Below are 22,666 nucleotides of genomic sequence, written 5' to 3' on the forward strand. Positions count from 1 at the left end.
TCGCGGTTGCCGATCCAGGTGATCGGACGCAGCAGGCCCGAGGCGGTGACGGCCAGATCGCCGACGCGCAGATCCTCGACCGCGACCTCGCCCCGGGCGGTGCGGATCAGGGTGCCGGTGGTGAAACAAACTACAGGTGATACATCGAGCACAAGATTGCCACTCTCAATACCGCCAACATCGTCCTGGCGACCACCTGCCTGTACGTAGTAAGTGCGACCCGCAACAGCCTGGAACGTCAGGCCCGCTTTAAAGAAGTCAAGATTGTTTGGGTCGCCCCCGAATTGTCCGTCATCATTTGATGCCACCTCAGTTAGGTTGCCGTATGATGCGCTTGCAGCCGGATTTGTAAGGGCAAAGACCTGTAGCGTCGTGTCGTAATCGGAGCCGCGAGTCCCGAGGGTGACAGGACCGTTTTGTTGCGCCGTGTAGCTAAACCAAACAGTCTTTCCGCTCGGCGCTCCCTCCGGCCCAACTCTAGTGTCTTCTCCTGCTGCGCTAGTAGCATCTGTTGTTGATTGAGAAATTCTAGAAACTGTAATAGGTGTGGCATTAGAAATATCGTCGTTCTGGGCCATTTTCTTCTCCCAAATAACTCGTTGGCAGTTATCGCACGTACATAAGATCAATGCTGTAACCACAGCGCAACAGCAAAAAAAACATTAAGAATCGATATGTGTCACGAGTTTTCTCGTGTAATTGCAATCTAATTTAATGCATTGTAAAACTTTTTACAATCATAGGCTCGACATCGAAATTTTGAGAAAGTCGATGCGCCACTTGCTGGCGATTTTTATTCAGCAAATGTCCCGAAATTACTCGAAATTTTACTCACAGACAGTTGGCCTACATTCAAAGCGCATCGTTCCGAGCCGTTAGCTGCGCACTCCATGCTTGACCGCAAACGCCCACACCGGAATGCCAGCGGGAGCGCCGGCCACGTTGCGGTACCCGCTGACGTTGCCAAACAGGATCCGGTTCGGCTCGATGCCGATCGCTTTGTGTCCGCCCGTGATCATCACCCCGCACCAATCGACTCGCAGCAGGCCGTGCTTGGGGTGGACGCCGAACAGTTCGGTCGCTGTCCAGCCCAGGCGTACGGCGTCTGCACCGTAGCGCTCGATGAAATCGGTGCAGGCCTCGTGGATGTTCGCCCAGGCCGTGGGGTTGACGTAGCGGCAGGGCGGTGAGGTCGGGCGCAGGATGCCGAAGGCTTTGCGCCACTCGGCGGCTTCGAGCGGGAGCGGATCGGACGCGAGTTCGGGAAGGAGCATCAGTGCTGCCGGCTGCGATTGGGCCGGTCGGCATAGCGGCGCTTGGTTACCCCAGCCTTGCGGCGCCGGATCAGCCCCTCAGCGCCCGCGCCAGCAGGGACCGCATCTCAGCGGCGCGCTCGGCAGCTCCCGCAGATGGTTGCCGACACCTGCGGGAGCCTAAGCTTTGGAGGCCATCGGGGCGGCCTCGCAAGCCTGCGCGGCTCGTAACATATGACCGGTGTCCCGAGGCAAGCCCTTTACGCCTTCTGCGCCCGCGCCAGCAGGATCGCCGTGCGGACGGCAGTGCGCCTAGCACCAGTTGTGTTCGTCTTGTCGCGCAGAACAGCGGTAGCGAAGGCGTTTGCCTTCACGGCGGCTGCCACGTCGAGCGTGTAGCCCTCGCCGAGTTCCGCCCGCTGCTCCATCCGCCCGCCGAGCACGGCATCGACCAGGGCGTTCAGGTCGTCATGGGTGACGACCTTGGCCTTGAAGAGCTCGCCGACGGTAGGGGAGGAATCAGCCATGTCGGTGAAATTACTCGTTCCAACGCCTCTGCGGAACGGGTTTGTCGCTCCAACGCTTCCCCACGGGATCAATGACTTGGCTGTGCCTCTTAATCAGCGGGTCCTAGGTTCGAACCCTAGTGCGCCCACCAAATATATCAGATACCTTGCAGTCCAATCGGTCGATCCGAATGAGATCGATGCGGGACCGTGGTGTCTCGGCCAGCCTCTGTCGCTCACAGACTGTTTGTGCGTTCGAGCGCAGATCGATCGCTGCGTCCCGTCGGCGGGATAGCGATGTGCTTGTCCCGATGGTGCGGTATCATCGCGCCCGGCGAAGCATCGCCCTGGAAATGCGATCGGGGGGAGACACGCCGTGTTCGTCTCCCATCCTCTTTTTTCGGCATTCGGCCATCACCTTTCGGAGTGATGCGCTCGTGATCGATCCAGCCGATGTCGTTTCGGAGGGGTGAGAGCGGCAAGCGGCCGGCGCATCGAGGGCGATTGCGGGCTGAGGAGCGAGCCGACATGGCGAGTGCCGGCACACAATCCGAGAAGATCGGCGAGGTCTCGCGCCTGGCGACCCTGGCGGCTGAGCGCATCCTGGAAGCACAGACGACGGAACGACCGCCGTCGCGGGAGCTGTTCATCGCTTTCGTGAGCGCCGCTCGGTTGCTCGAGGAGCACGAGGTGCAGTGGCCGCCGCTGGTCGAGCAGGTTTTGTTCGAGGCCGGCAAACGTTTCAGTCGGGCGGATGCGGAGCCATCGGCAGCGGAGCGGGAGAACGAAGCCGCGGGTGTCGTCGCGGGCCTCACGCGATTTCTGAGCGGTTTCCGGCGCCGCTCGGACGCCCGCTAATCTGCGCCCCGGCGTCGAGATCCGAGGGCCATGAAGGCCAGAGATCCGCCCGCGATCAACCCCAGGACGAAGCCGGCGCCGAAATCGCTGTCATGCTCATGCGTGCCCAGCCACAGGCTGCCGGCCACCAGCGACAGGATGAGCACGAGAATGGCGGGATCGACGAGCCGGCGAAGGCGAGACATCCCGGGAGATTATCTTTCCCAGGGCGATCCTTCCACCCGTCGGGCAGCCGGGTCCGGGAGCCTCGAGGGGTGCACACCTCTCCCCACTCGCCCGACCGTCGCGATGGCGCCTCGCGGGGCGCGCGATCCCTGGCGTGTCAGCTCACGGATGTGTGGGCAGGGCCGTTCTCCGACGCGGCGGCAGCGAGGCGAGCGGCGCTGCGGACGATCGCCAGGACCTCACGGCGCTTCTGATCGTCCTCGATCGCGTCGAAGGCGCGGAGCAGATCGATGGCACCGGGCGTGCGCAGGAAGCTGAACACTTCCGTCTGCACGTCGCCGGCGGCTCCGTCACCCTCGTCGAAGAAAGCGGAAACCGGCACTTCGAGCAGCCGGGCGATTTCCTGAAGGCGCCCGGCGCCGACCCGGTTCGTGCCCTTCTCGTATTTCTGCACCTGCTGGAAGGTCACGCCGACCGCGGTTCCGAGTGCAGTCTGGCTCAGGCCCCTCGCCTTGCGGAGCGCCACGATACGCTCGCCGACGATACGATCCTGCTCTGTTGCCCGCTTTGGCATCGCGCTGGGGAGGCTCATGATACGGTATTCCGGCTTTGGCAATCGGCCGCGCATTTGCCGCCGATCACATGGGTGGGGTGTAGCAACTTAGAAGTGAGCGATTTGGTTGCCCCAGTCCACCGAATCCTTCGAGACCGCTCCGATCGATCGATTCGACATCATCGGTGCGCCGGTATGGTTGTCAGGGCGTGCGATCGTGCTCACGTCAGGGCGGAAGCGTCGATCTTACGCACGGCTCCGCTTGGCCTTCGGACGAATACGGCGTTTCCCGTCTCGCGAACCGCCCGGTGCGTCCGAGGCTTGTACCGCTCGCACGGCTCCGGCCGACCTCGCCTCGAACCGGGTGCTCGCCCATGACACTGCCCCTGCCCTTCGACAACAGCTACGCGCGCCTGCCGGACCGCTTCTACGCGCGGGTCGCGCCGACGGCAGTGGAGGCGCCCCGGCTGGTGCGATTGAATCGGCCTCTCGCGCACGAACTCGGCCTCGATCCCGATGCGCTCGAAGCACCGGGAGGGATCGAGGTGCTGGCCGGGCGGCGAGTGCCCGAGGGCGCGGAGCCGTTGGCGGCTGCCTATGCGGGGCACCAGTTCGGACAGTTCGTTCCGCAGCTTGGGGACGGTCGCGCGATCCTGCTGGGCGAGGTCGTCGGTCGCGATGGGCGCCGAAGGGACATCCAGCTCAAGGGATCGGGTCCGACACCCTTCTCCCGCCGCGGCGACGGTCGGGCCGCCCTGGGGCCGGTCCTGCGGGAATATCTCCTCAGCGAGTCGATGCACGCCCTCGGCATTCCGACCACGCGGGCACTGGCCGCCGTCACCACGGGCGAGCGCGTGATCCGTGAGACGGTCCTGCCCGGTGCGATCCTCACCCGGGTCGCCTCCAGCCACATCCGGGTCGGCACCTTTCAATTCTTTGCCGCCCGCGGCGACGTGGAGGGTCTGCGGACGCTGGCCGACCACGTCCTCGCTCGGCACGATCCCGAGGCGGCGGCGGCCGAGCAGCCCTATCGCGCCTTGCTCGAAGGCGTCGTCCGCCGTCAGGCGGAGCTCGTCGCGCGCTGGCTCCATGTCGGCTTCATCCACGGCGTGATGAACACCGACAACATGTCGATCGCGGGCGAGACGATCGATTACGGGCCCTGCGCCTTCCTCGACGCCTACGATCCGGCGACCGCCTTCTCCTCCATCGACCGGCACGGGCGCTACGCCTACGGCAACCAGCCGCGCATCGCTCTGTGGAACCTCACGCGCCTCGCCGAGGCGCTGGTTCCGCTGCTTGCCGAAGACGAGGCGGCCGGCGTCGCGCAGGCCGAGGCGGCGCGCGGCGGCTTCGCCGGGCAGTTCGAGACCGCCTATTTCGGCGGGTTGCGGGGCAAGCTCGGGCTGACGACCGCGCGCGACGGGGACGCGGAACTGGCCAGCGACCTGCTCAAGGCCATGGCCGAGAACGGCGCCGACTTCACCCTCACCTTCCGCCGCCTGTGCGAGGCCGTGCCCGGTGCCGAGGGTGGGCCGGCGGCGGTCGAGGCCGTGCGCGGCCTGTTCATCGACCCCACGGCCTATGACCGTTGGGCCGAAGGCTGGCACCGGCGGCTCGCCGATGAGCCGGGGGATGCGGCGGCGCGCAGCCGGGCGATGCGCGCGGTCAATCCCGCTTACATTCCGCGCAACCACCGCGTCGAGGAGATGATCGAGGCCGCCGTCGAGCGCCAGGATTTCGGACCCTTCGAAACCCTGCTGACGATTCTGACGCGGCCCTATGAGGATCAGCCTCGATTCGCGCGCTACGCCGAGGCTCCCGAGGGCGGCGGACGGGGATATCGCACTTTCTGCGGGACTTGAGGAAGAATAATTCCCTCGGTGAGGAGCGTGCCACAAGATACCGTGACAACAGTATCGATTAACATATGCTATAGTTGGACTTCGGAGAGAATGGAATATTTCAAGTCTCTGGTAAGGATGCGGCGATAGCTGACAGTTTCTGGGGCGCGGGCGAAAGGCCTTCGCCGAAGGAGTTGTCATGGTTGAAGTTTACCGCGCGCGACGGACGATTCGATTGTCCCTCGCCAGCCGCGTCGCCGTTCTCGGAAGCCTGATCGTATTGGTCGCGACGCTGGCTGTGGGCGGCTACCTCCTGAACGAGGCGCGCGCCGTCATGCATGCCAGGGCCGGCGATGCCCTGGACAGCAGCCTGCGCCTCCTGCGCACCGGCCTCGGATCGGGCCACCAGGACCGCTCGGCAGTCGAAGCCGCGGTCGATCGGGTCGCCAGCGTCACCGGCGGCACGGCCACCGTGTTCGCGGGAGATCTTCGCGTCGCAACCACCTTGCGTCAGCCGGATGGCAGCCGCGCCGTCGGAACCCGGCTCGCGGCCGGACCCGTTCACGAGGCCGTGCTGGGCCGCGGCGAGACCTATCGCGGCGAGGCCGACATTCTCGGCACGCCCTACCTGACGGTCTACGAGCCTTTGCGCGGGGCCGACGGCCAGGTTTCGGGTATCCTTTATGTCGGCCTGAAGCGGGCCGACGTATTGTCCGGCCTCGACCGGATGATGCACCAGGCGGCCCTCGTCGGCGGACTGATGATCCTCGCCGCCATGGGCCTGCTCTGGCTCAGCATCCGCCGCGTCCTTCGCCCGCTCACCGGGATCGGCGTCACGATGACCCGGCTCGCCGAAGGAGACGTCGCGGCCGAGGTGCCGGGCCTGGACCGGCGCGACGAGATCGGCGGCATGGCCGCGGCCGTGCAGGTCTTCAAGGAGAGCCTGATCCGCACGCGCGGCCTCGAAGAGGAGGCGGCGCTCGCCCGGGCCTCGGCCGAGGAGCAGCGCCGGCACGCCCTGCGCACCGTTGCCGAACGCTTCGAGCAGGCGATTGGCGGCGTTCTCGGCACGGTCTCGACCTCGGCCTCCGAATTGAGGACCACGGCCGGCTCGATGTCCGCCACCGCCGCACAGACGGCGAGCCGTTCCTGCATCGTCGCGGCCGCGGCCGGGGAAGCCGCGTCCAACGTCGGCACCGTCGCGGCGGCGGCGGAGGAACTCGGCGCCTCGGTGCAGGAGATCGCACGACAGGTGTCGAACTCGTCCGCGCTGGCGCAGAGCGCCGTGGCGCAGGCCGATCGGACCGGTGCCCTCGTCCATGAACTCGATACGGTCGTGAGCCGGATCGGCGACGTGGTCGGGCTGATTTCCACTATTGCCGGGCAGACGAACCTTTTAGCGCTCAACGCCACCATCGAGGCGGCGCGGGCGGGCGAGGCCGGTCGCGGCTTCGCGGTGGTGGCCGCGGAGGTCAAGGATCTCGCCAGCCAGACCGCGCGGGCCACCGAGGAGATCTCGAGCCAGATCGGCCGGGTGCAGGGTGCGACCGGCGAGGCGGTGGCCGCCATCGGCGACTTCACGGCGCGTATCCGCGAGATCAGCGGCGTCGCCACCGGCATCGCCGCGGCTGTGGAGCAACAGGGTGCGGCCACCCAGGAGATCGTGCGCAACGTGGCCCAGGCGGCGAGCGGAACCGGCGCGGTGACGACGACCATCGCCGACGTCGCGCGGGCCTCGGACGAGACGGGGGCGGCCGCCGCCCAGGTGCTCGCCTCGGCCTCCGAGCTGTCGCGTCAATCCGAGCATCTGAAGGTCGAGGTGGGCCGCTTCCTCGGCACGATCCGCGCGGCCTGAAGCACAGCCGCCGCGCAACCGGCAGTGCTCTCAAGCTCTGCCGCCGTCACGGTGATGAAAAAAAATCGTACGGATTGACGGGACAGCGGGGATCGCTTACTCCGCGCCCCTCACTCCGTCGATGATCGGCGGGTGGTCGGCAGACGGATCCACGATGCGCACGGGTCTTATCGTAACGGAAGCGCCACGGACGGGGCGGGCTTGAGAACAAGCCCGGCAGACCCGGTCGGTGGCGCATGCAGGGTCCCTCGGGGCCCTTTTTTGTTGCGCGAAATCCAGCGGGCCGACATGCGGACCGGACCACGAAGAACGGATTGATGGAGGAGTCGATGAGCGGCGAGGTCATGACCGGTGCCCAGATGGTCATCCGGGCGTTCCAGGATCAGGGCGTGGATACCCTGTTCGGCTATCCGGGCGGCGCCGTGCTTCCGATCTACGACGCGCTCTTCGACGAGACCACGATCAACCACGTGCTGGTCCGCCACGAGCAGGGCGCGGTGCACGCCGCCGAGGGCTACGCCCGCTCGTCGGGCAAGGTCGGCGTCGTCCTCGTCACCTCCGGCCCGGGTGCCACCAACATCGTCACCGGACTGACCGACGCGATGCTGGATTCGATCCCGCTCGTCGCCGTCACCGGCCAGGTTCCGACGCACCTGATCGGCTCGGACGCCTTCCAGGAATGCGACACGGTCGGCATCACGCGCCACTGCACGAAGCACAACTACCTCGTCAAATCGATCGAGGACTTGCCGCGCATCCTGCACGAGGCGTTCTACGTCGCGAGCCACGGGCGCCCGGGCCCGGTCGTCATCGACTTGCCCAAGGACATCCAGTTCGCGTCCGGCGTCTACAGCCGCCCGGAGCAGGACGGCCACAAGACCTACAAGCCGCCGGTCAAGGGTGACGCGGAGAAAATCCGCGCCGCGGTCGAGCTGATGGCGGGTGCGCGCCGGCCGATCTTCTACACCGGTGGCGGCGTCATCAATTCCGGGCCGGAGGCCTCGCGGCTCCTGCGCGAGCTCGTGGCCGAGACGGGCTTTCCCGTCACCTCCACGCTGATGGGCCTCGGTGCCTTCCCGGCCTCGGACGACAAGTTCCTCGGGATGCTGGGCATGCACGGCACCTACGAGGCCAACCTCGCGATGCACGATTGCGACGTGATGATCTGCATCGGCGCCCGTTTCGACGACCGCATCACCGGCCGTCTCGACGCCTTCGCGCCGTTCTCGAAGAAGATTCACGTCGATGTCGACGCTTCCTCGATCAACAAGGTCGTCAAGGTCGATGTCGGCATCCTCGGCGATTGCGCCGCGGTGCTGGAGGAGATGCTGGCTCAGTGGCGCGCCCTGCCGCGCCAGCCCGACAAGGCGCGGATGGAGGACTGGTTCAACAAGATCAGCCGCTGGAAGTCGCGCGACTGCCTCGCCTATTGGCCCTCGGGCACGATCATCAAGCCGCAATACGCGGTGCAGCGGCTCTACGAGGCCTGCAAGGACCGCAAGACCTTCGTCACCACGGAGGTCGGTCAGCACCAGATGTGGGCGGCGCAGTACTTCAAGTTCGATGAGCCGAACCGCTGGATGACGAGCGGAGGCCTCGGCACCATGGGCTACGGCCTGCCGGCGGCGATCGGCACGCAGCTCGCCAACCCGGACGGTCTCGTCATCGACATCGCGGGCGAGGCCTCGATCCTGATGAACATCCAGGAGATGTCGACGGCGGTGCAGTACCGGCTGCCGGTCAAGATCTTCATCCTGAACAACGAGTACATGGGCATGGTGCGCCAGTGGCAGGAGCTGCTGCACGGCTCGCGCTACTCGCAGAGCTACTCGGAGAGCCTGCCGGACTTCGTCAAGCTGGCCGAGGCCTACGGCGCCAAGGGCATCCGCTGCGAGAAGCCCGGTGAGCTCGACGCGGCGATCCGGGAGATGCTGGACTATGACGGTCCCGTGATCTTCGACTGCATCGTCGACAAGACCGAGAACTGCTTCCCGATGATCCCCTCGGGCAAGGCGCATAACGAGATGCTGCTCTCCGACTATCTCGGCGAGACCGGGGTGGAACTCGGCGATGTCATCTCGGCCGAGGGCAAGATGCTGGTCTGACCGGCTCTTCCCTCGACGGCCCGGCCATGCGCGGCCCGATCACAGCACCGGTGTCGGGGCTCTCATCGCGAGAGGCCCCGGCGCCAGCCTCCGGCGAGCCGTTGTCGCCAGTCCGGCCGCGGAAGGGCGTCGTGGCGGCGTGGGTCGAGACGCGGGACGCTCGCCGCACGCTGTGCCGCCGTCCGGTCGCTGCGCTTGCGCAGGAGCACGAAGAACTCGTCCTCCCGCACCCGCGTCGGCTCCAGGGCCGCGCATTCGAACGGCAGCAGATCGAGGCCGATCACTTCCGCCAGCGCGCGGGCGAAGCTGTAGGGTGTGAAGACCGTGCAATGCACGTCGACGGAGCCGCCGGTCTCGGCGATGCCGGCGGCGATCGACAGGGCTTCCCCGGGGCCGCCGCTGATCGGCCTGACCGGAACGGCCTCACCCTTCCAGATGCGCCCCGCATCGACCGGGCAGGCCCGGGCGAAATGCTCGTAGACCGTGGCGATCGTCGGCTGCTCGAGACGCGCGAGATGGGCGGCGACGAGCGCGCCGACGCTGGTGGGTGTGCGGAAATGGTCGAAGGTGAAGCGCTTGTCGGGCACGATGAGGCAGAACACGCCGCCCTCCCGCAGGGCGTCGCCCGCCTCGCGCAGCCAGCGGATTGGATCGGGGACGTGCTCGACGACGTGGGACGCGACGATGTAATCGACCGGCCCGCGCGCGCCGAGCGCCTCGGCGAGGCCGCCGGGCCCGAGCACCACGTCAACGGGCAGGATGCCGTCGATGCCGGCGGGGCCGAGCGTCGGGTGGCCTCGGTACTGGCGGCGGAGTTCCTCCGTCGGAAGGTGGTCCGCGTAGAGCACGTCGCCGTCGCTCTTCAGGACGATCGGATGCGTGAGGGGACCGATCTCGACGCCGGTTCGGCCCTGCGGCACGACGAGATTCAAGACACGCTGGCGCCGATCCATGGCGCGGCCGGTATCACGCCGTCGGCGGGCGGGTCCAGCGCCTCGGCGCGGGCCGCGGCCGGGGGTGCAACAGTTTAAGACGAGGGACGCTGCAAGATGAACGCGATGAACACCCACTACCCCGAGCCCACCCGGGTCGAGACCGTCAACCGCCACACGCTCGCGGTGATCGTGGACAACGAGCCCGGCGCGCTGGCCCGGATCGCCGGCCTGTTCTCCGGCCGCGGCTACAACATCGAGAGCCTGACCGTCTCCGAGACGGAGGAGGCGCGCCACATCTCGCGCATCACCATCGTCACCACCGGCACCGACGCGGTGATCGACCAGATCAAGGCGCAGCTCGACCGCCTCGTCCCCGTGCATCGGGTCGTCGACCTGACGCTCCAGGGGCAGGCGCTGGAGCGCGAACTCTGCCTCGTGAAGGTGGCGGGCACCGGCGAGCACCGCAGCGAGGCCTTGCGGCTGGCCTCCGCTTTCGGCGCCCGCACGCTCGACGCCACGCTGAATTCCTTCGTGTTCGAGCTGACCGGCTCGACCGAGGAGATCGACCGCTTCATCCGCCTCCTCACGGTGATCGGCCTCGTGGAGATTTCCCGCACGGGCATCGCCGCCATGGGCCGCGGCGCGGAGCCGCTGTAGCTGGGCCTGCCCGTGGACGGCGCTATCCTTCCTGGGCGCCGTCCGCAGCGACGAGGGATTCCATGATCGCCCGCACTTTCTACTACGCCCCCGGCGCCTGCTCGCTCGCCTCGCACATCGTGCTGGAGGAGATCGGTGCGCCCTACGAGACGATCCGCCTCGATCTCGCCAAGGGCGACCAGCGGGCGCCGGAATACCTCGCGGTGAACGAGCGCGGGCGCGTCCCGGCCCTCTACGAGGACGGCTGGGTGCTCACCGAGAACGCAGCGATCCTGCGCCACCTCGCCCGCTCGCATCCCGAAGCCGGCCTCCTACCCGACGATCCCCGCGAACAGGCCGTCGTCGACGAATGGCTCGCCTGGCTCTCGACCGGCCACCACATCGCCTACGCCCATGTCCGCCGGCCGGAGCGCTACAGCGCCGACGAGGCGGCCCATCCCGAGATCCGCGCCAAGGGGGCCGACACCTTCGGCGATCTCTGCACCATGACCGAGGTGCGGCTCTCGAACGGCGGCTGGGCGCTGGGCGAGCGCTACAGCATCGTCGATCCCTACCTGATGGTGTTCTGGAACTGGGCGCGGGGCGCCACCATCGGCTTCGACATGCCGGCTCGCTTCCCCGCCTGGACCGCCCATGCGCGGCGCTTGTCCGAGCGCTCCGCCGTCCGGACGGTCTTCGCTCGCGAAGGGCTGACGCTTCCGGCCTGAGGCATCGTCGGGTTCTACCGCAGGATCCACACCGCCAGCGCGATCACGACGGCGACCGCCAGGACGATGCCGACATAGGTCGGCATGACCCAGCGGTTGGCGCCGTGGCTCGTGTGCAGCCTCGAGGCCCGGCTCCGGCGCGGCGTCGTCTCCGCTTCCCGAGCCAGGGCGATGCGGGAGGTCTCCGCCGGGCGCCCGGCCGCCTCGTCGTCGGTGCCGAGCGGCGAGAGCCCCGGGTCCTGGGCCGGGTTCTTATCGCCGGTCCGGCCCGAATCGATCTCCGCCTTGAGCTGCGGAAGGGTCGGATCGCGCGAGGGAGGGGGCGCCTCCGGAACGCGGTCGGCCGGTGGCGGCGGAGTTTCGGAGCGAAGAACCATCTTTGCGAACGTCCCCTCAGCAGCGAGCCGGTCCGCGACCGTCGCCGGACTGCCTCGCAGGAGAGCAAGTCGCCGACGGACGGCCCAGTTTCCGTCCGTGTTCGATCCGGGGCCCGCGGCGCAGCCGCCTGCAGCCGGCCGACCGCTCTCAGGATGTTCCCAGCAGCCGAGGATAGCGCGGCTGGTCCGGAAATCGCTACACGGCCGATACCGGGAGCATCGTCGCCGACGGCCGAAAGGACGGGCGGCGGGGAACGGACGAGGCGATTTACGGTTCTGCCGCTCAGGTCGGGCCACTGAAGCACGAGGACAGCCGGCGCCCATGTGCGGAATCTGCGGGGAGATCAGCTTCGGAGGACGGGCCGATCGGGGGGCCGTCGAAGCGATGATGATGGTCCTCCGCCCGCGCGGACCCGATGCGAGCGGCCTCCAAGAGGAGGGCCGCGTGGCCCTCGGCCATTGCCGGCTGAAGATCATCGACCTGTCGGAGACCGGGCGGCAGCCGATGGTCGATCCGGAACTCGGCCTCAGCCTCGTGTTCAACGGCTGCATCTACAACTACAAGGAACTGCGCGAGGAGCTGACGGCCAGGGGCTACCGCTTCTTCTCCACGAGCGACACCGAGGTGGTGCTCAAAGCCTATCACGCCTGGGGCCGGGATTGCGTGAAGCGCTTTCTCGGCATGTTCGCCTTCGCCGTCCATGAGCGCGAGACCGGCCGGGTGATGCTCGCCCGCGACCGGCTCGGCATCAAGCCGCTCTACTATGCCGAGACGCCCGAGCGCTTCCGCTTCGCCTCCGCGCTGCCGGCCCTGCTCGCCGCCGGGGATGTCGATACGTCGATCGATCCGGTCGCGTTGCATCACTTCATGAGCTGGCACGCGGGCGTGCCGGCCCCGCTGACGATCCTCAAAGGCGTGCGGAAGCTCCATCCCGCCACGACGCTCACCTTCGAGCCCGACGGCGCGCGCCGGGAGGAGACCTACTGGTCGCTCACGGTCGGCCCGCGGGACGAGGACCGCGCCATGACCGAGGCCGATTGGCGCGCAGCCGTGCTCGATTCCCTCGGCGTCGCCGTGGCCCGGCGCCAGATCGCCGACGTGCCGACCGGGGTGCTGCTCTCGGGCGGCCTCGACTCGTCTGTCATCGTGGCGCTGCTGGCCCGGAACGGCCAGAGCGGGCTCAAGACCTTCTCGGTCGGCTTCGACGCGGTGAACGGCGTCGAGGGCGACGAGTTCAAGTATTCCGACATCATCGCCGAGCGCTTCGAGACTGATCACGCCAAGCTCGTCGTCGACGGCTCGCGCACCCTGGAGGCGCTGCCTGCGGCGATCCACGCCATGGCCGAGCCGCAGATGAGCCACGACGCGGTGGCCTTCCTGCTGCTCTCTCAGGAGGTCGCCCGGCATGTGAAGGTGATCCAGAGCGGCCAGGGCGCCGACGAGGTGTTCGGCGGTTACCACTGGTACCCGAAGCTGATGGGCTCGACCGACCCGACCGCCGATTACGCCAAGGCCTATTTCGACCGCGACCACGCGGAGATGCGCGAGGCGATCACGCCCGATTACCTCGGCGCGGATCACAGCCGCGACTACATCGCCCGGTTCTTCGCGGAGTCGCGGAGCGCGAGCGCCATCGACAAGACCCTCGACCTCGACCAGCGGATCATGCTCGTGGACGATCCGGTCAAGCGGGTCGACAACATGACCATGGCCTGCGGACTGGAGGCGCGCGTCCCGTTCCTCGATCACGAACTCGTCGAACTCGCCGCGCGCATCCCGGCGGAGCTGAAGGTGCGCGATGGGGGAAAGTACATCCTCAAGGAGGCGGCCCGCGCCGTCGTTCCGGCGGAGGTGATCGACCGGCCGAAGGGCTATTTTCCGGTTCCCGCTCTGAAGCACATCCGCGGGCCGTTCATGGATTTTGTGCGCGACGTGCTCGACCGGCCGGCGGCGCGCGAACGCGGGATCTTCAACCGGGATTACGTCGATCGTCTGCTCGCCGATCCGGACGGGACGCTGACGCCGAAGGGCAATTCGAAGCTCTGGCAGGTCTCGCTGCTCGAAGCGTGGCTGCAATCGCACGGCATCTGATCTGCTGGTCCCGCGTTGGGCGCATGAGGCGCCGTGCAGATCGTCGCGCGAAGCAGACGCTTGCGCTCAAGGTGACGCGGATTCTCCACGATCATCGACGAAGCGCGGCGGGCAAGAACGCACGGTTTGGGGGAGGCCCGAGAGTATGTGCCGCTGGATCGCCTATCGGGGCCGCACGATACCGCTCGAGCATTACGTGACGGAGCCGGCGCATTCGCTGGTCTCACAGAGCATCAAGGCGCTCGAATCGACCGCGAGCACCAACGGCGACGGGTTCGGGTTGGGCTGGTACGGCGACCACCCGGAGCCGGGCCGCTTCCGCGAGGTGCAGCCCGCCTGGTCCGACGAGAACCTGCGCTACATCTGCCGGCACCTGCACTCGCACCTGTTCTTCGCCCATGTGCGGGCGGCCACGGGCACGCCGATCACGCGGCCCAACTGCCACCCCTTCGCCTGCGGCCCGTGGCTCTTCATGCATAACGGCTATATCGGCGACTGGGCCCGCCTGCGCCGGCCGGTCGAGGCGCTGATCCCCGACGAACTCTACCCCTCGCGCAACGGCACGACGGATTCGGAGGCGCTGTTCCTGGCGATCCTTGGTCAGGGCCTGATGGCCAGCGAGACGAAGCACGACCCAATCACTGCGACGGCGCGGGCGCTGGCCGCCGTGACGGAACTGGTCGGCGGCATCGAGGACGGCCATCCCTTCCGCTTCACGGCGGCCCTGGCCGACGGACGCGACCTGTACGCCTTCCGCTACGCGGCCAACGACGCGGCCAACAGCATGTATTACCGCCAGTCCGCCGACGGCGTCGTCGTCGTCTCGGAGCCGCTGGACAAGGAGCATGCGACCTGGACGCCGGTGCCCGACAACAGCGTCGTGATCGCCCGCAAGGACGAGCCGGTCGAGGTTCTGTCGCTCAAGGAGTTCGGGCTGGCACGCCGCTCCGGCCTGCCGCACCTGCAATTGCAGCTGAGTGCCTGAAGCGGCCCCGGGTAATCCGGGGCCGGGTTCCGTTCTCAGGTCACCCAGGTGGTGCCGCCGACGGCCGAGAGCGTCATGCCGTCGGAGCCGACATCGGCGGCGCTGTAGCCGAGGATCTGAGCGAGCTGTTCGCGGGCGCGCCAGACGCGGCTCTTCACCGTGCCGATCCGGCAGTTCATCACCGTCGCGGCCTCCTCGTAGCTGAGGTTCTCGATCGCCACGAGGATCAGCGCCTGCCGCATCGGCAGGGGCAGCTTGGCGAGCGCCGTCTGCGCGTCCATGAGATCGACATGGCCGGATTGTTCCGGGGCGGCGGCGAGACGCTCGGCGTAATCGCCGTCGCTGTCGGCTACCTCGCGCACCTCCTTGCGGTGGCGCGAGTAGAAGGCGTTGCGCATGATCGTGAACAGCCACGCCCCGAGATTGGTGCCGACGGTGAAGCGCGACCGGCTCCGCCAAGCCCGCAGGAAGGTGTCCTGAACGAGGTCGTCGGCGGCGGAGGGGTTCTTCGTCAGCGACATCGCGAAGTTGTAGAGGCGCGGCGTCATCTCGATGATGGCGGAGCGGAACGACTCCTCGTCCTTGCCCTCCTGAGCGACGAGGACGGTCTCCAACCGCGCGAGCAGGGCGTCGAACCGGCCGGCTCCGGCACTTGGGGTGCCCGGCATCTGGGCATAGGCTTCGGCGAGAAGGGCTCCGAGACGCTGCTGGATACCGGCAGGGAGCATGGGGGCCTCGCCGAGCGGCGGGGCGGACATTTCGAAGGCAGTCTTTGGCATCAGGTCCTGTGGTAGGTCACGGACTTGGGCCGGGGTCATGCCCCGGCCGCCGATTTGTCCCGCGAATTCCCTGCGCCTGCGCCTACATAGATTATTAGTACCGGTGCAGTGGTCCGTTATCCCGGTCGCGCTGCTTCGGCCGCCGAGCTTCTGTCTGCCCCCGTACCGATGACTTTACGCTGCGACAGCTTGAGTTCATGTGTCGCGGCGCGAACAACTTCGCCATAACGCGGTTGTCGAACCGCGGACGACCGCCGCAGGGTTCGAAGGTCAACGACTGCGCATGGGCTGGCCGCTCCGTCTTCTCGTCGCTTCCGGGATCGTGGCCGGAGGCGTCGCCGTCGGCGCCCTGGCCCGCTTCAGTCACGCACCGATGCCCGGCGAGGGCGACCTTCTCAATCTCGGGCGCTATCACCCCGAGACCGCCTTCGATCTCCTCGGTCGGCGCGTCGGGCGCGACGAGGCCGAGCGGCTGACGGCGACGGCGGAGGGCCGTGAACAGCTTTCGCCCGACCGCGGCGCCGTGGCGATCGACGCGGCCCTGATCGAGCGCGGACGCGACGCCTTCTACCGCGAGACCTTCGGCAACGAGGTGTTCCTCACCGACGTGATGGGCATGCTCGACGGCGGCATCACGCCCTACGAGGTCGCCCGCGCCATCGCCCTGCTCGCCGGGCAAGGCACCTCGAACCTTCAAGTCCGCATGGCGCGCGACGTCACCGTCGGCGAACGCACCTGGAAGAAGGGAGAGCTAGTGCCGACGGGGCTCGACGTGCCGCGCGGCTCCGCCTTCATCCTCGGCATCCGCGCCTTCTACGATCGCGGCCACCTGCGCATGGGCATCACCTGCGCCCTCTGCCACGCGGCCGTCGACCCGGCCTCCGGCAAGGTGGTCGAGGGCGCGCCCAACACCGACCTCAATGCCGGGCTGCTGATGGCGCTGGCGAGCAATTCGACGGCCTATTTCATGCACGGCAGCGCCGACCCGGCCAGCCATCCCGGCGATCCCGCCCGCGCCGTGACCGGGGAGGACGGGAGCAGGGTGACCCTGCCGGACCGCGAGTCATTCGAGGCCGCCGCCAAGGTGCAGGTCGCGAGCTGGCCGGCCGGCAGCTTCGATTCCTCCGCGGACCGCGAGACCAATCCGACCTCGATCCCGTCGAGCTTCTCCGCCTACGGCGAGCCCTACAGCTGGAGCGGACGCGCTGCGATCGGTCCATTCAAGGGGCTTTCGGCGCTCAACAACAACGTCCATGCCGCCAATTCCGACACCACGCAGCAGACGCGGGCGGTCAAGGTGCTGTTCGGCCTCGATCCCGAACTCTATCTCGGCATGGTCCTGCAGGGGGCCGCTGACGCGGCGCTACGCTTCGATCCGGCCTCGGGCAGGCAGCCGACCCAGGTTCTGGCCGTCGCCGACCTGACACCGGGCACGCCCGGCCTCAACAGCTACGCCGTGCTGCCGAGCTTTCCCGCCACCAACTACATGACCGACAACAGCCTGCTCGCCTCCGTCGCGGGGGAGCCCGCCAACTACGCCAACAACGCCATGTCGGCCTTCCAGAACCTCCTGCGGGCCCCCGACGCGGCGTTCGCCGACGCCGCGCAACGGGCGCGGGGGCGCGCGGTGTTCGCACGAGCCGGATGCGTCGGTTGTCACTCGGGACCCGCGCTCACCAACAACCGGGTGATCCCGATCGAGGAGATCGGCACCGAGCCGAGCCGCGCGCGCGCGACGGTCCGGATGGAGGCCCAACTGGCCGCGCCCGCCATTTTCGCCACGGACACGCCCTTCCCGCTGCCGCCGGACGCGAAGACGGTCCCGATACCCGTCGAGGGCGACGCGCTGAAGCAGCTTCAACTCGCCTGGGCGCATGCCGGAACGAAGGGCGGCTACAAAGTGCCCAATCTCGTCGGGCTGGCCTGGAGCGCGCCCTACCTGCACGATTCCGGCGTCTCGGTCGGACCCGACGCCGAGCGGCAACTCGGCGTGCCGGGCACCCTCGACGCCGGCGTCCTGCCCGATCCCGCCAACAGCCTGCGGGCGCTGGTGGACCGGAGCCTGCGGGCCCGGGTCGTGGCGGCGAACGGGGCGTCCGCGAAGGCGAGGACGGCTCGCGTCACCGGCGAGGGCCATGCCTACTGGGCGGATGCCGAGGCCGGTATCCCGGCCGAGGATCAGGCAGCCCTCGTCGCCTACCTGCTCTCCGTCGTCCGGCTGACCGAAGCGGTGCCGGTGCCCTGAGCGGGGTAACCGGTGCGACCCCGCGTCGGCCTACTTCAGGGCGGCATCCTGTGATCCAATGCAGGGCACCGGAGGTTGTCCGGTGAGCGCCCCGGTCGGGCCCGCGCCGCCGCGAAGAGAGGCCGATCCATGAGCGTTCCGGACTGGCTTCCGCTCCTGGCCTTCCAGGCTCCCCTCCCCCCGATCCGGCCCGAGCCGCCGCGGCGCATGCCGGAATGGTTTCCGGCCTTCATCATGGGCATGACGGTCTTCATCATGGTCGCCCCGATAATCGCGATCTGGGGGTTTCACAGGCCCGAGAAGCCGTTCCGCTCCGTCTGCGAGGCGGCCGGCGGCCGCGTGGTGCCGGGCTCGCTCGCGGGCGACGGTCCGCCCCGATGCCGTCGCTTCTGACGGTTGTGCGGGCACGAAAAGAAACCCGCGCCGGCCGAGGCCGGGCGGGTCGAAGTCCAGGGAGAAAACAGGAAGCAGACCTGTACGGGCTCTAACCTGCCGACCGCGGTCCGGTTCATCGAAATTCGCGCCGAGACTGCTACCTCGCGGTCAACGTGATCACGTGTCTTCGATCGGCGGCGCCGTCAGGTCTGGAACGACAGCACCGCGCGCGTGCCGGTCCGGCCCGGCGCGTAGGTGAGGACCGAGCGCAGGTTGGAGGCCATGGCGCGGATGATGCGCGAGCCGAGACCGGTCCCCTTCGCCTCGCCCTCCCCCGTCCAGCCGACGCCATCATCCTCGACCGTTAGCGAGAGCGTGTCGGGACCCTCGCGCATCACCTGCACCCGGATCTCGCCCTGAGTGCCGCCGGGATAGGCGTATTTGTAGGCGTTGGTGACGAGTTCGGTCACGACGACGCCGAGCGAGACGGCCTTGTCGGTGGCGAGCCGGATCGGCTCGGCCTGAAGGCGGATCGCGTGGTCGCGGCCCGACGCTTTCATGGCGAGCTGCAATTCCTCCACGAGCCCGCTCAGATAGGCGTCGAGCTCGACGGCCTCGACGTCCTGCGAGGTGTAGAGCCGCCGGTGGATGCCGGCGATGGCCGAGATGCGCGCCTGCATCTCCTCCAGCGCCTCCTTGGCCGCCGGATCGGTCACGGCGTTGGTCTGCAGGCGCGCCAGCGCCGCCACCAGGGTCAGCGAGTTGGCGACGCGGTGATTGACCTCGCGCAAGAGCAACTCGGCCCTGTCGCGCGCCTCGCGCACGGCGGCCTCCGCCCGCTCCTTGTCGCGCCGCAACGCCTCCTGCCGGAGCGCGGTGTCCACGGCCTCGCCGAGCAGTTCGCGGAACTGGCCCTGCACGTCCTTCCAGACGTAATCGACCGCGCCCGCCTTCAGGGCGGCCACTGCCACGCGGCTGTCCTCCGAGCCCGTCACGTAGATGATCGGCGGCGGCTCCGGCAGCGCGCGTAGGGCCGGCAGCAGGTCGAGGCCGGTCTGGTCCGGCATGTGATGGTCGAGGGCGATCAGGTCGATCCCACCGGCCCGCGCCCGCGCCAATCCCGCCTCCCCGTTCGGTGCCAGCTCGACGGAATGGCCTCGGGCCTGGAGCCCGCGCTGCACCAGGCGCCCGAGGCCCGGATCGTCGTCGATGTAGAGGATGCGGCAGGGGGCCGGAGGGGCGTCGCTCATGAGTTCTCGGGAACCTGGATCACCGAGAAGAACAGCCCCAGCTGGCGGATGGCGTTGGAGAAGCCTTCGTAGTTGACCGGCTTGGTGATGTAGACGTTCGCCCCGAGATCGTAGCAGCGCTGGATCTCGCGGGCATCGTCGGTGGTGGTGAGCACCACGACGGGGGAGCGCTTGGTGTGCGGGTTGGCCTTGATCCGCTCCAGGATGTCGATGCCGGTCATGTCCGGCAGGTTGAGATCGAGCAGGATCAGGAGGTGGCGCCGGGCGCTGGCCTCGCCCGAGCCGTCCGGACCCAGCAGGAAGTCGAGCGCCGTGGTGCCGTCGCGGAACGGCATGATCTCGTTGCTCACCCCGGCGCGGCGGATGTTGCGCTCGATGAGGCGGGCATGGCCCTCGTCGTCCTCGATCATCACGATGGTGACGGCTTGGATGGGCGGCTGCATGGTCACTCCGCGGCCAGGATCATCGGTTCGGGCTGGGCCGCTTCGGCCGTCCCGCCGCCTGTAGCCGCCTCACGGGGCAGCGTCACGACAAAGGTGGTGCCGACCCCGACTTGCGAGGCGACCTCGATCCGCCCGCCCAGCGCGCGCGTCAGCGCCTTCACGTGGGCCAGGCCGATTCCCTCGCCCGGCCGGTCCTGCACCCCGGAGCGGCGGAACAGCTCGAAGATGCGGCCGTGGTCCTGGGCCGGAATTCCGCGGCCGTTGTCCGAGACCGCGAAGCGGATGCGGTCGCCCGGAGCCGGCCGGGCCGTCACCTCGATGCGCCCGGGCCGGTCGGGATCGAGATATTTCAGGGCGTTGTCGATCAGGTTGCCGAAGATCTGTTCGACGGCGAGACGGTCCGCCACGATCACAGGCAAGTCGTCGGCCACCGTCACCGTCGCGCCCCGGCTGGCGGCCTGATGGCGCTGCACGTCGGCGATGCCCCGGAGCAGCCCCGTCATCTCGACGGGCTCGGGCGCGAAGCGGCGCCGCCCTTCGCGCGACAGCTTCAGGATGGCCGCGATCAGCCGCTCCATCTTCGCGACGGCCGCTTGGATGAAGCCCAGGGCCTCCGCCATGTCGCCGTCGATGCGCGCGCCCTGCGGGTGGTCGCGCAGAACGGTGCGCAACTCCTCCCGCACCGCTTCAAGCTCGCTGGTGAAGCCCATCACGTTGACGAGCGGCGCGCGCAGGTCGTGGCTGACGATGTAGGCGTAGCGCTGGATCTCCTCGTTCGATTCGCGCAACTCGGCCTCGGCCTCGCGCTGCTCGGTGATGTCGGTATGCACGCCGACCCATTCGCGGATGGCGCCGTGGGCATCGAGCACGGGAACCGCGCGGATCGCGAAGTGGCGCCAGAGGCCGTCCCGCGCGCGCACCCGGTGCTCGTGGAGGAAGGTACCCCGGGTCGCGACCGTCGCGTTCCAGGCCGCGACGCTCGCCTCTCGGTCGTCCGGATGCACGGCCTCGGCCCAGCCGAACCCCTCGTACTCCGACCGGCTCTGGCCGGTCAGGGCGCTCCAGCCCGGCTGCTCGCCGGTCATTCGGCCCTCGGGATCGTTGGTCCACAGCACACCACGCACCGCCTGAACGGCGGCCCGGAAGCGCTCCTCGCTCGCGCGTAGATCGCCCTGGATGCGCTGCTGATCGACTGCGGAGGCGAGCATCGCCAGGAACAGGATAACGAAGGTCGCGCCGGTCACCGAGAGGGCAATGTTCTTCTGGTCGGCGCCCGCGGCCGCGATGTGGGCGGCGTGCGCGCCCGCTTCCTCCGCCGTGAAGGTGGCCGCGGCCATGCCGGTATAGTGCATACCTGCGACGGCCGCGCCCATGACGAGCGCCGCGACGAGCTTCTGCGAGACGCTGGTCGGCCGGAAGGTGAGCCAGAGGGCCACGCTGGCGGCGCTGATGGCGATCGCGACCGAGAGCGCCACCACCGGAAGGCTGTAGGCGAGGTTGCCGGGCACCCGCATCGCGGCCATGCCGGTATAATGCATCGCCGCGACGCCGATTCCCATGATCGGGCCCGCGATGAGCACGTCTCGGCGCCCCGCCCGGCGGCGGCCGACCCAGGCCAGGGCCGCTCCGGTGACGCCGACCGCGATGAGGAGAGAGAGCAGGGTGATGCCGAGATCGTAGGCTGCCGGCATCCCCATCTCGAAGGCCAGCATGCCGACGAAGTGCATCGACCAGATGCCGCCGCCCATCGCCACCGCGGCGCCGAGCAGCCAAGCCGGCCGAAAGCGTCCCGGCGCCGTCCGCACCCGCGCGCCGAGATCGAGCGCGGTGTAGGAGGCGAGGATCGCGATGGCGAGGGAGAGCGCCACCAGGGCCGGATCGTAGCCGGTGTGAACCATCGTCGTTGGGCGGCCCGGGGCTGGTCAGGTCTCAAGCGCGGCGGCGAAGGCTTCCCACGCGCTGCGTCCCGAGGAAGCGCGAACCGGACCCCAGCAGAACGCCCGGTTCCTCATAGGTTAACGTACCCGGTCCGCGGGCGCCATCGGCCTTTCTCGGCACGCTGCGGCATTCGGCAAGGCGCAGTTGCCTGCGGCGACGTTTTTTTACACTGGCCGGGTCGGGTGCGGCTGAGGCACCCGATTGCTGCGGTCGGACCGAAATACCGGCGTCCGAGCCTTACGACGTTGGACCCGGCGGGTGAGCGATATGGGGCCGACGGCGAGGGGCCCTGCCAGCCGTGTTCATCCGGCCGAATCGGTCGGCGTCCTACCCGAACCCTCTGCCGAGCTTCATACATCCGTGACGTCGTGACAGGCGCATGCCGCCGACTAGAGTGCGAAACGAGAAAATCAGTCCTACTCGGTCTCGAGCATCAAATGCACTTTTGAATTTTGCAAGATAAATCCTGATATTACTCCAACCAACTGAATGAAATGTTATCATCTAATGGTATTTTTGACGAATTCTAATACCAGGATCGCACCGTGTGCCGCGCCTGTACACCTTAGTGCTCGAGTGCTCGTCGCATCATCCTGCCGGGAGGCATGCATGAAGAAGGTCACGACATTCGCAGCTGCGTTTATTTTGGCCACCGCGCCTTCGCGATCACGATGCTCACGAAACCGCCCGTGTCCGAAGCACGGCCGGTTGCTTCGATCGACACCGATGCGCTGACGATCAGTA

21 protein-coding genes are annotated in these 22,666 nt (G+C 68.0%); 10 read left to right on the top strand and 11 right to left on the bottom strand.

Annotated features, from left to right (window positions below):
- From BY998_RS24870 to BY998_RS20170, 3 genes are all read right to left on the bottom strand, one after another.
- The coding region (locus tag BY998_RS24870; protein ID WP_245421674.1) for a Hint domain-containing protein at positions 1-578 on the bottom strand (578 nt) is incomplete at its 3' end.
- Positions 579-875: 297 nt separating this feature from the next.
- The gene (locus BY998_RS20165) at positions 876-1,274 is read right to left on the bottom strand and encodes a hypothetical protein (RefSeq protein ID WP_110353489.1); all 399 of its coding nucleotides are present in this window, start codon (positions 1,272-1,274) and stop codon (positions 876-878) included.
- Between the two features lie 239 nt (positions 1,275-1,513).
- Entirely contained in the window at positions 1,514-1,780 is a 267-nt protein-coding gene (locus BY998_RS20170; protein ID WP_110353490.1) for a hypothetical protein, read from the bottom strand.
- A 507-nt stretch (positions 1,781-2,287) separates the two neighbouring features.
- Here BY998_RS20170 and BY998_RS20175 point away from each other — a divergent pair.
- Positions 2,288-2,617, top strand: coding sequence for a hypothetical protein (locus BY998_RS20175; RefSeq protein WP_110353491.1), 330 nt, complete (start codon positions 2,288-2,290; stop codon positions 2,615-2,617).
- Here the strand turns inward: BY998_RS20175 and BY998_RS20180 are convergent.
- Together BY998_RS20180 and BY998_RS20185 are read right to left on the bottom strand one after the other, a co-directional pair.
- Positions 2,614-2,802, bottom strand: a complete 189-nt coding sequence (locus BY998_RS20180) for a hypothetical protein (RefSeq protein ID WP_110353492.1) — start codon at positions 2,800-2,802, stop codon at positions 2,614-2,616. The genes BY998_RS20175 and BY998_RS20180 overlap by 4 nt on opposite strands.
- A 137-nt stretch (positions 2,803-2,939) precedes the next feature.
- Positions 2,940-3,374 carry a helix-turn-helix transcriptional regulator gene (locus BY998_RS20185; RefSeq protein ID WP_181425577.1) on the bottom strand — a complete coding sequence of 145 codons (435 nt, stop codon included), beginning with the start codon at positions 3,372-3,374 and terminating at the stop codon, positions 2,940-2,942.
- Between the two features lie 335 nt (positions 3,375-3,709).
- Between BY998_RS20185 and BY998_RS20190 the strand changes: the two genes are divergently transcribed.
- The 3 genes from BY998_RS20190 to BY998_RS20200 all read left to right on the top strand — a co-directional run bounded on the left by BY998_RS20190 (position 3,710) and on the right by BY998_RS20200 (position 9,139).
- The gene (locus BY998_RS20190; RefSeq protein ID WP_110353493.1) at positions 3,710-5,200 is read left to right on the top strand and encodes a protein adenylyltransferase SelO; all 1,491 of its coding nucleotides are present in this window, start codon (positions 3,710-3,712) and stop codon (positions 5,198-5,200) included.
- Positions 5,201-5,378: 178 nt separating this feature from the next.
- Positions 5,379-7,034, top strand: a complete 1,656-nt coding sequence (locus BY998_RS20195; RefSeq protein WP_110353494.1) for a cache domain-containing protein — start codon at positions 5,379-5,381, stop codon at positions 7,032-7,034.
- A 329-nt stretch (positions 7,035-7,363) separates the two neighbouring features.
- Positions 7,364-9,139, top strand: coding sequence for an acetolactate synthase 3 large subunit (locus tag BY998_RS20200; RefSeq protein WP_110353536.1), 1,776 nt, complete (start codon positions 7,364-7,366; stop codon positions 9,137-9,139).
- Between the two features lie 62 nt (positions 9,140-9,201).
- Here BY998_RS20200 and BY998_RS20205 read toward each other — a convergent pair whose 3' ends face one another.
- Positions 9,202-10,071 carry a methyltransferase domain-containing protein gene (locus tag BY998_RS20205; protein ID WP_245421675.1) on the bottom strand — a complete coding sequence of 290 codons (870 nt, stop codon included), beginning with the start codon at positions 10,069-10,071 and terminating at the stop codon, positions 9,202-9,204.
- 117 nt (positions 10,072-10,188) lie between these two features.
- On the opposite strand from BY998_RS20205, the gene ilvN reads away from it, so the two are divergent.
- On the top strand, positions 10,189-10,731 hold the full coding sequence (gene ilvN, locus BY998_RS20210) for an acetolactate synthase small subunit (RefSeq protein ID WP_110353496.1): 543 nt from the start codon (positions 10,189-10,191) through the stop codon (positions 10,729-10,731).
- A 62-nt stretch (positions 10,732-10,793) separates the two neighbouring features.
- Positions 10,794-11,438, top strand: a complete 645-nt coding sequence (locus tag BY998_RS20215; protein WP_110353497.1) for a glutathione S-transferase — start codon at positions 10,794-10,796, stop codon at positions 11,436-11,438.
- 14 nt (positions 11,439-11,452) lie between these two features.
- Here the strand turns inward: BY998_RS20215 and BY998_RS20220 are convergent, their stop codons facing one another.
- Complete coding sequence (locus BY998_RS20220) at positions 11,453-11,815, bottom strand: hypothetical protein (RefSeq protein WP_110353498.1); 363 nt, start codon at positions 11,813-11,815, stop codon at positions 11,453-11,455.
- A 322-nt stretch (positions 11,816-12,137) separates the two neighbouring features.
- Here BY998_RS20220 and BY998_RS20225 point away from each other — a divergent pair, with 322 nt between their 5' ends.
- On the top strand, positions 12,138-13,907 hold the full coding sequence (locus tag BY998_RS20225) for an N-acetylglutaminylglutamine amidotransferase (RefSeq protein ID WP_110353499.1): 1,770 nt from the start codon (positions 12,138-12,140) through the stop codon (positions 13,905-13,907).
- Between the two features lie 145 nt (positions 13,908-14,052).
- Positions 14,053-14,892 (top strand): class II glutamine amidotransferase, encoded by an 840-nt coding sequence (locus BY998_RS20230; protein WP_110353500.1) that lies wholly within the window; start codon positions 14,053-14,055, stop codon positions 14,890-14,892.
- A gap of 35 nt (positions 14,893-14,927) precedes the next feature.
- On the opposite strand, the gene BY998_RS20235 is transcribed toward BY998_RS20230, so the two are convergent.
- A complete protein-coding gene (locus BY998_RS20235; RefSeq protein WP_110353501.1) occupies positions 14,928-15,671 on the bottom strand; it encodes a sigma-70 family RNA polymerase sigma factor in 744 nt (247 codons plus the stop codon).
- Between the two features lie 283 nt (positions 15,672-15,954).
- On the opposite strand from BY998_RS20235, the gene BY998_RS20240 reads away from it, so the two are divergent.
- Both BY998_RS20240 and BY998_RS20245 read left to right on the top strand, forming a co-directional pair.
- Positions 15,955-17,916, top strand: a complete 1,962-nt coding sequence (locus BY998_RS20240) for a cytochrome C oxidase Cbb3 (RefSeq protein ID WP_110353502.1) — start codon at positions 15,955-15,957, stop codon at positions 17,914-17,916.
- Between the two features lie 129 nt (positions 17,917-18,045).
- Positions 18,046-18,309, top strand: a complete 264-nt coding sequence (locus BY998_RS20245) for a hypothetical protein (RefSeq protein ID WP_110353503.1) — start codon at positions 18,046-18,048, stop codon at positions 18,307-18,309.
- A gap of 185 nt (positions 18,310-18,494) precedes the next feature.
- Here the strand turns inward: BY998_RS20245 and BY998_RS20250 are convergent, their stop codons facing one another.
- The 3 genes from BY998_RS20250 to BY998_RS20260 are packed head-to-tail and all read right to left on the bottom strand — an operon-like array spanning position 18,495 to position 21,882.
- Positions 18,495-19,541, bottom strand: a complete 1,047-nt coding sequence (locus BY998_RS20250) for a histidine kinase dimerization/phosphoacceptor domain -containing protein (protein WP_110353504.1) — start codon at positions 19,539-19,541, stop codon at positions 18,495-18,497.
- Positions 19,538-19,984 (bottom strand): response regulator, encoded by a 447-nt coding sequence (locus BY998_RS20255; RefSeq protein WP_110353505.1) that lies wholly within the window; start codon positions 19,982-19,984, stop codon positions 19,538-19,540. Before BY998_RS20255 ends, BY998_RS20250 begins: the two co-directional genes overlap by 4 nt.
- Positions 19,985-19,986: 2 nt before the next feature.
- Complete coding sequence (locus BY998_RS20260; protein WP_110353506.1) at positions 19,987-21,882, bottom strand: MHYT domain-containing protein; 1,896 nt, start codon at positions 21,880-21,882, stop codon at positions 19,987-19,989.
- Positions 21,883-22,666 lie beyond the last annotated feature (784 nt).

Origin of the sequence: Methylobacterium sp. B4 (assembly GCF_003201865.1) — a bacterium.
GTDB lineage: Bacteria > Pseudomonadota > Alphaproteobacteria > Rhizobiales > Beijerinckiaceae > Methylobacterium.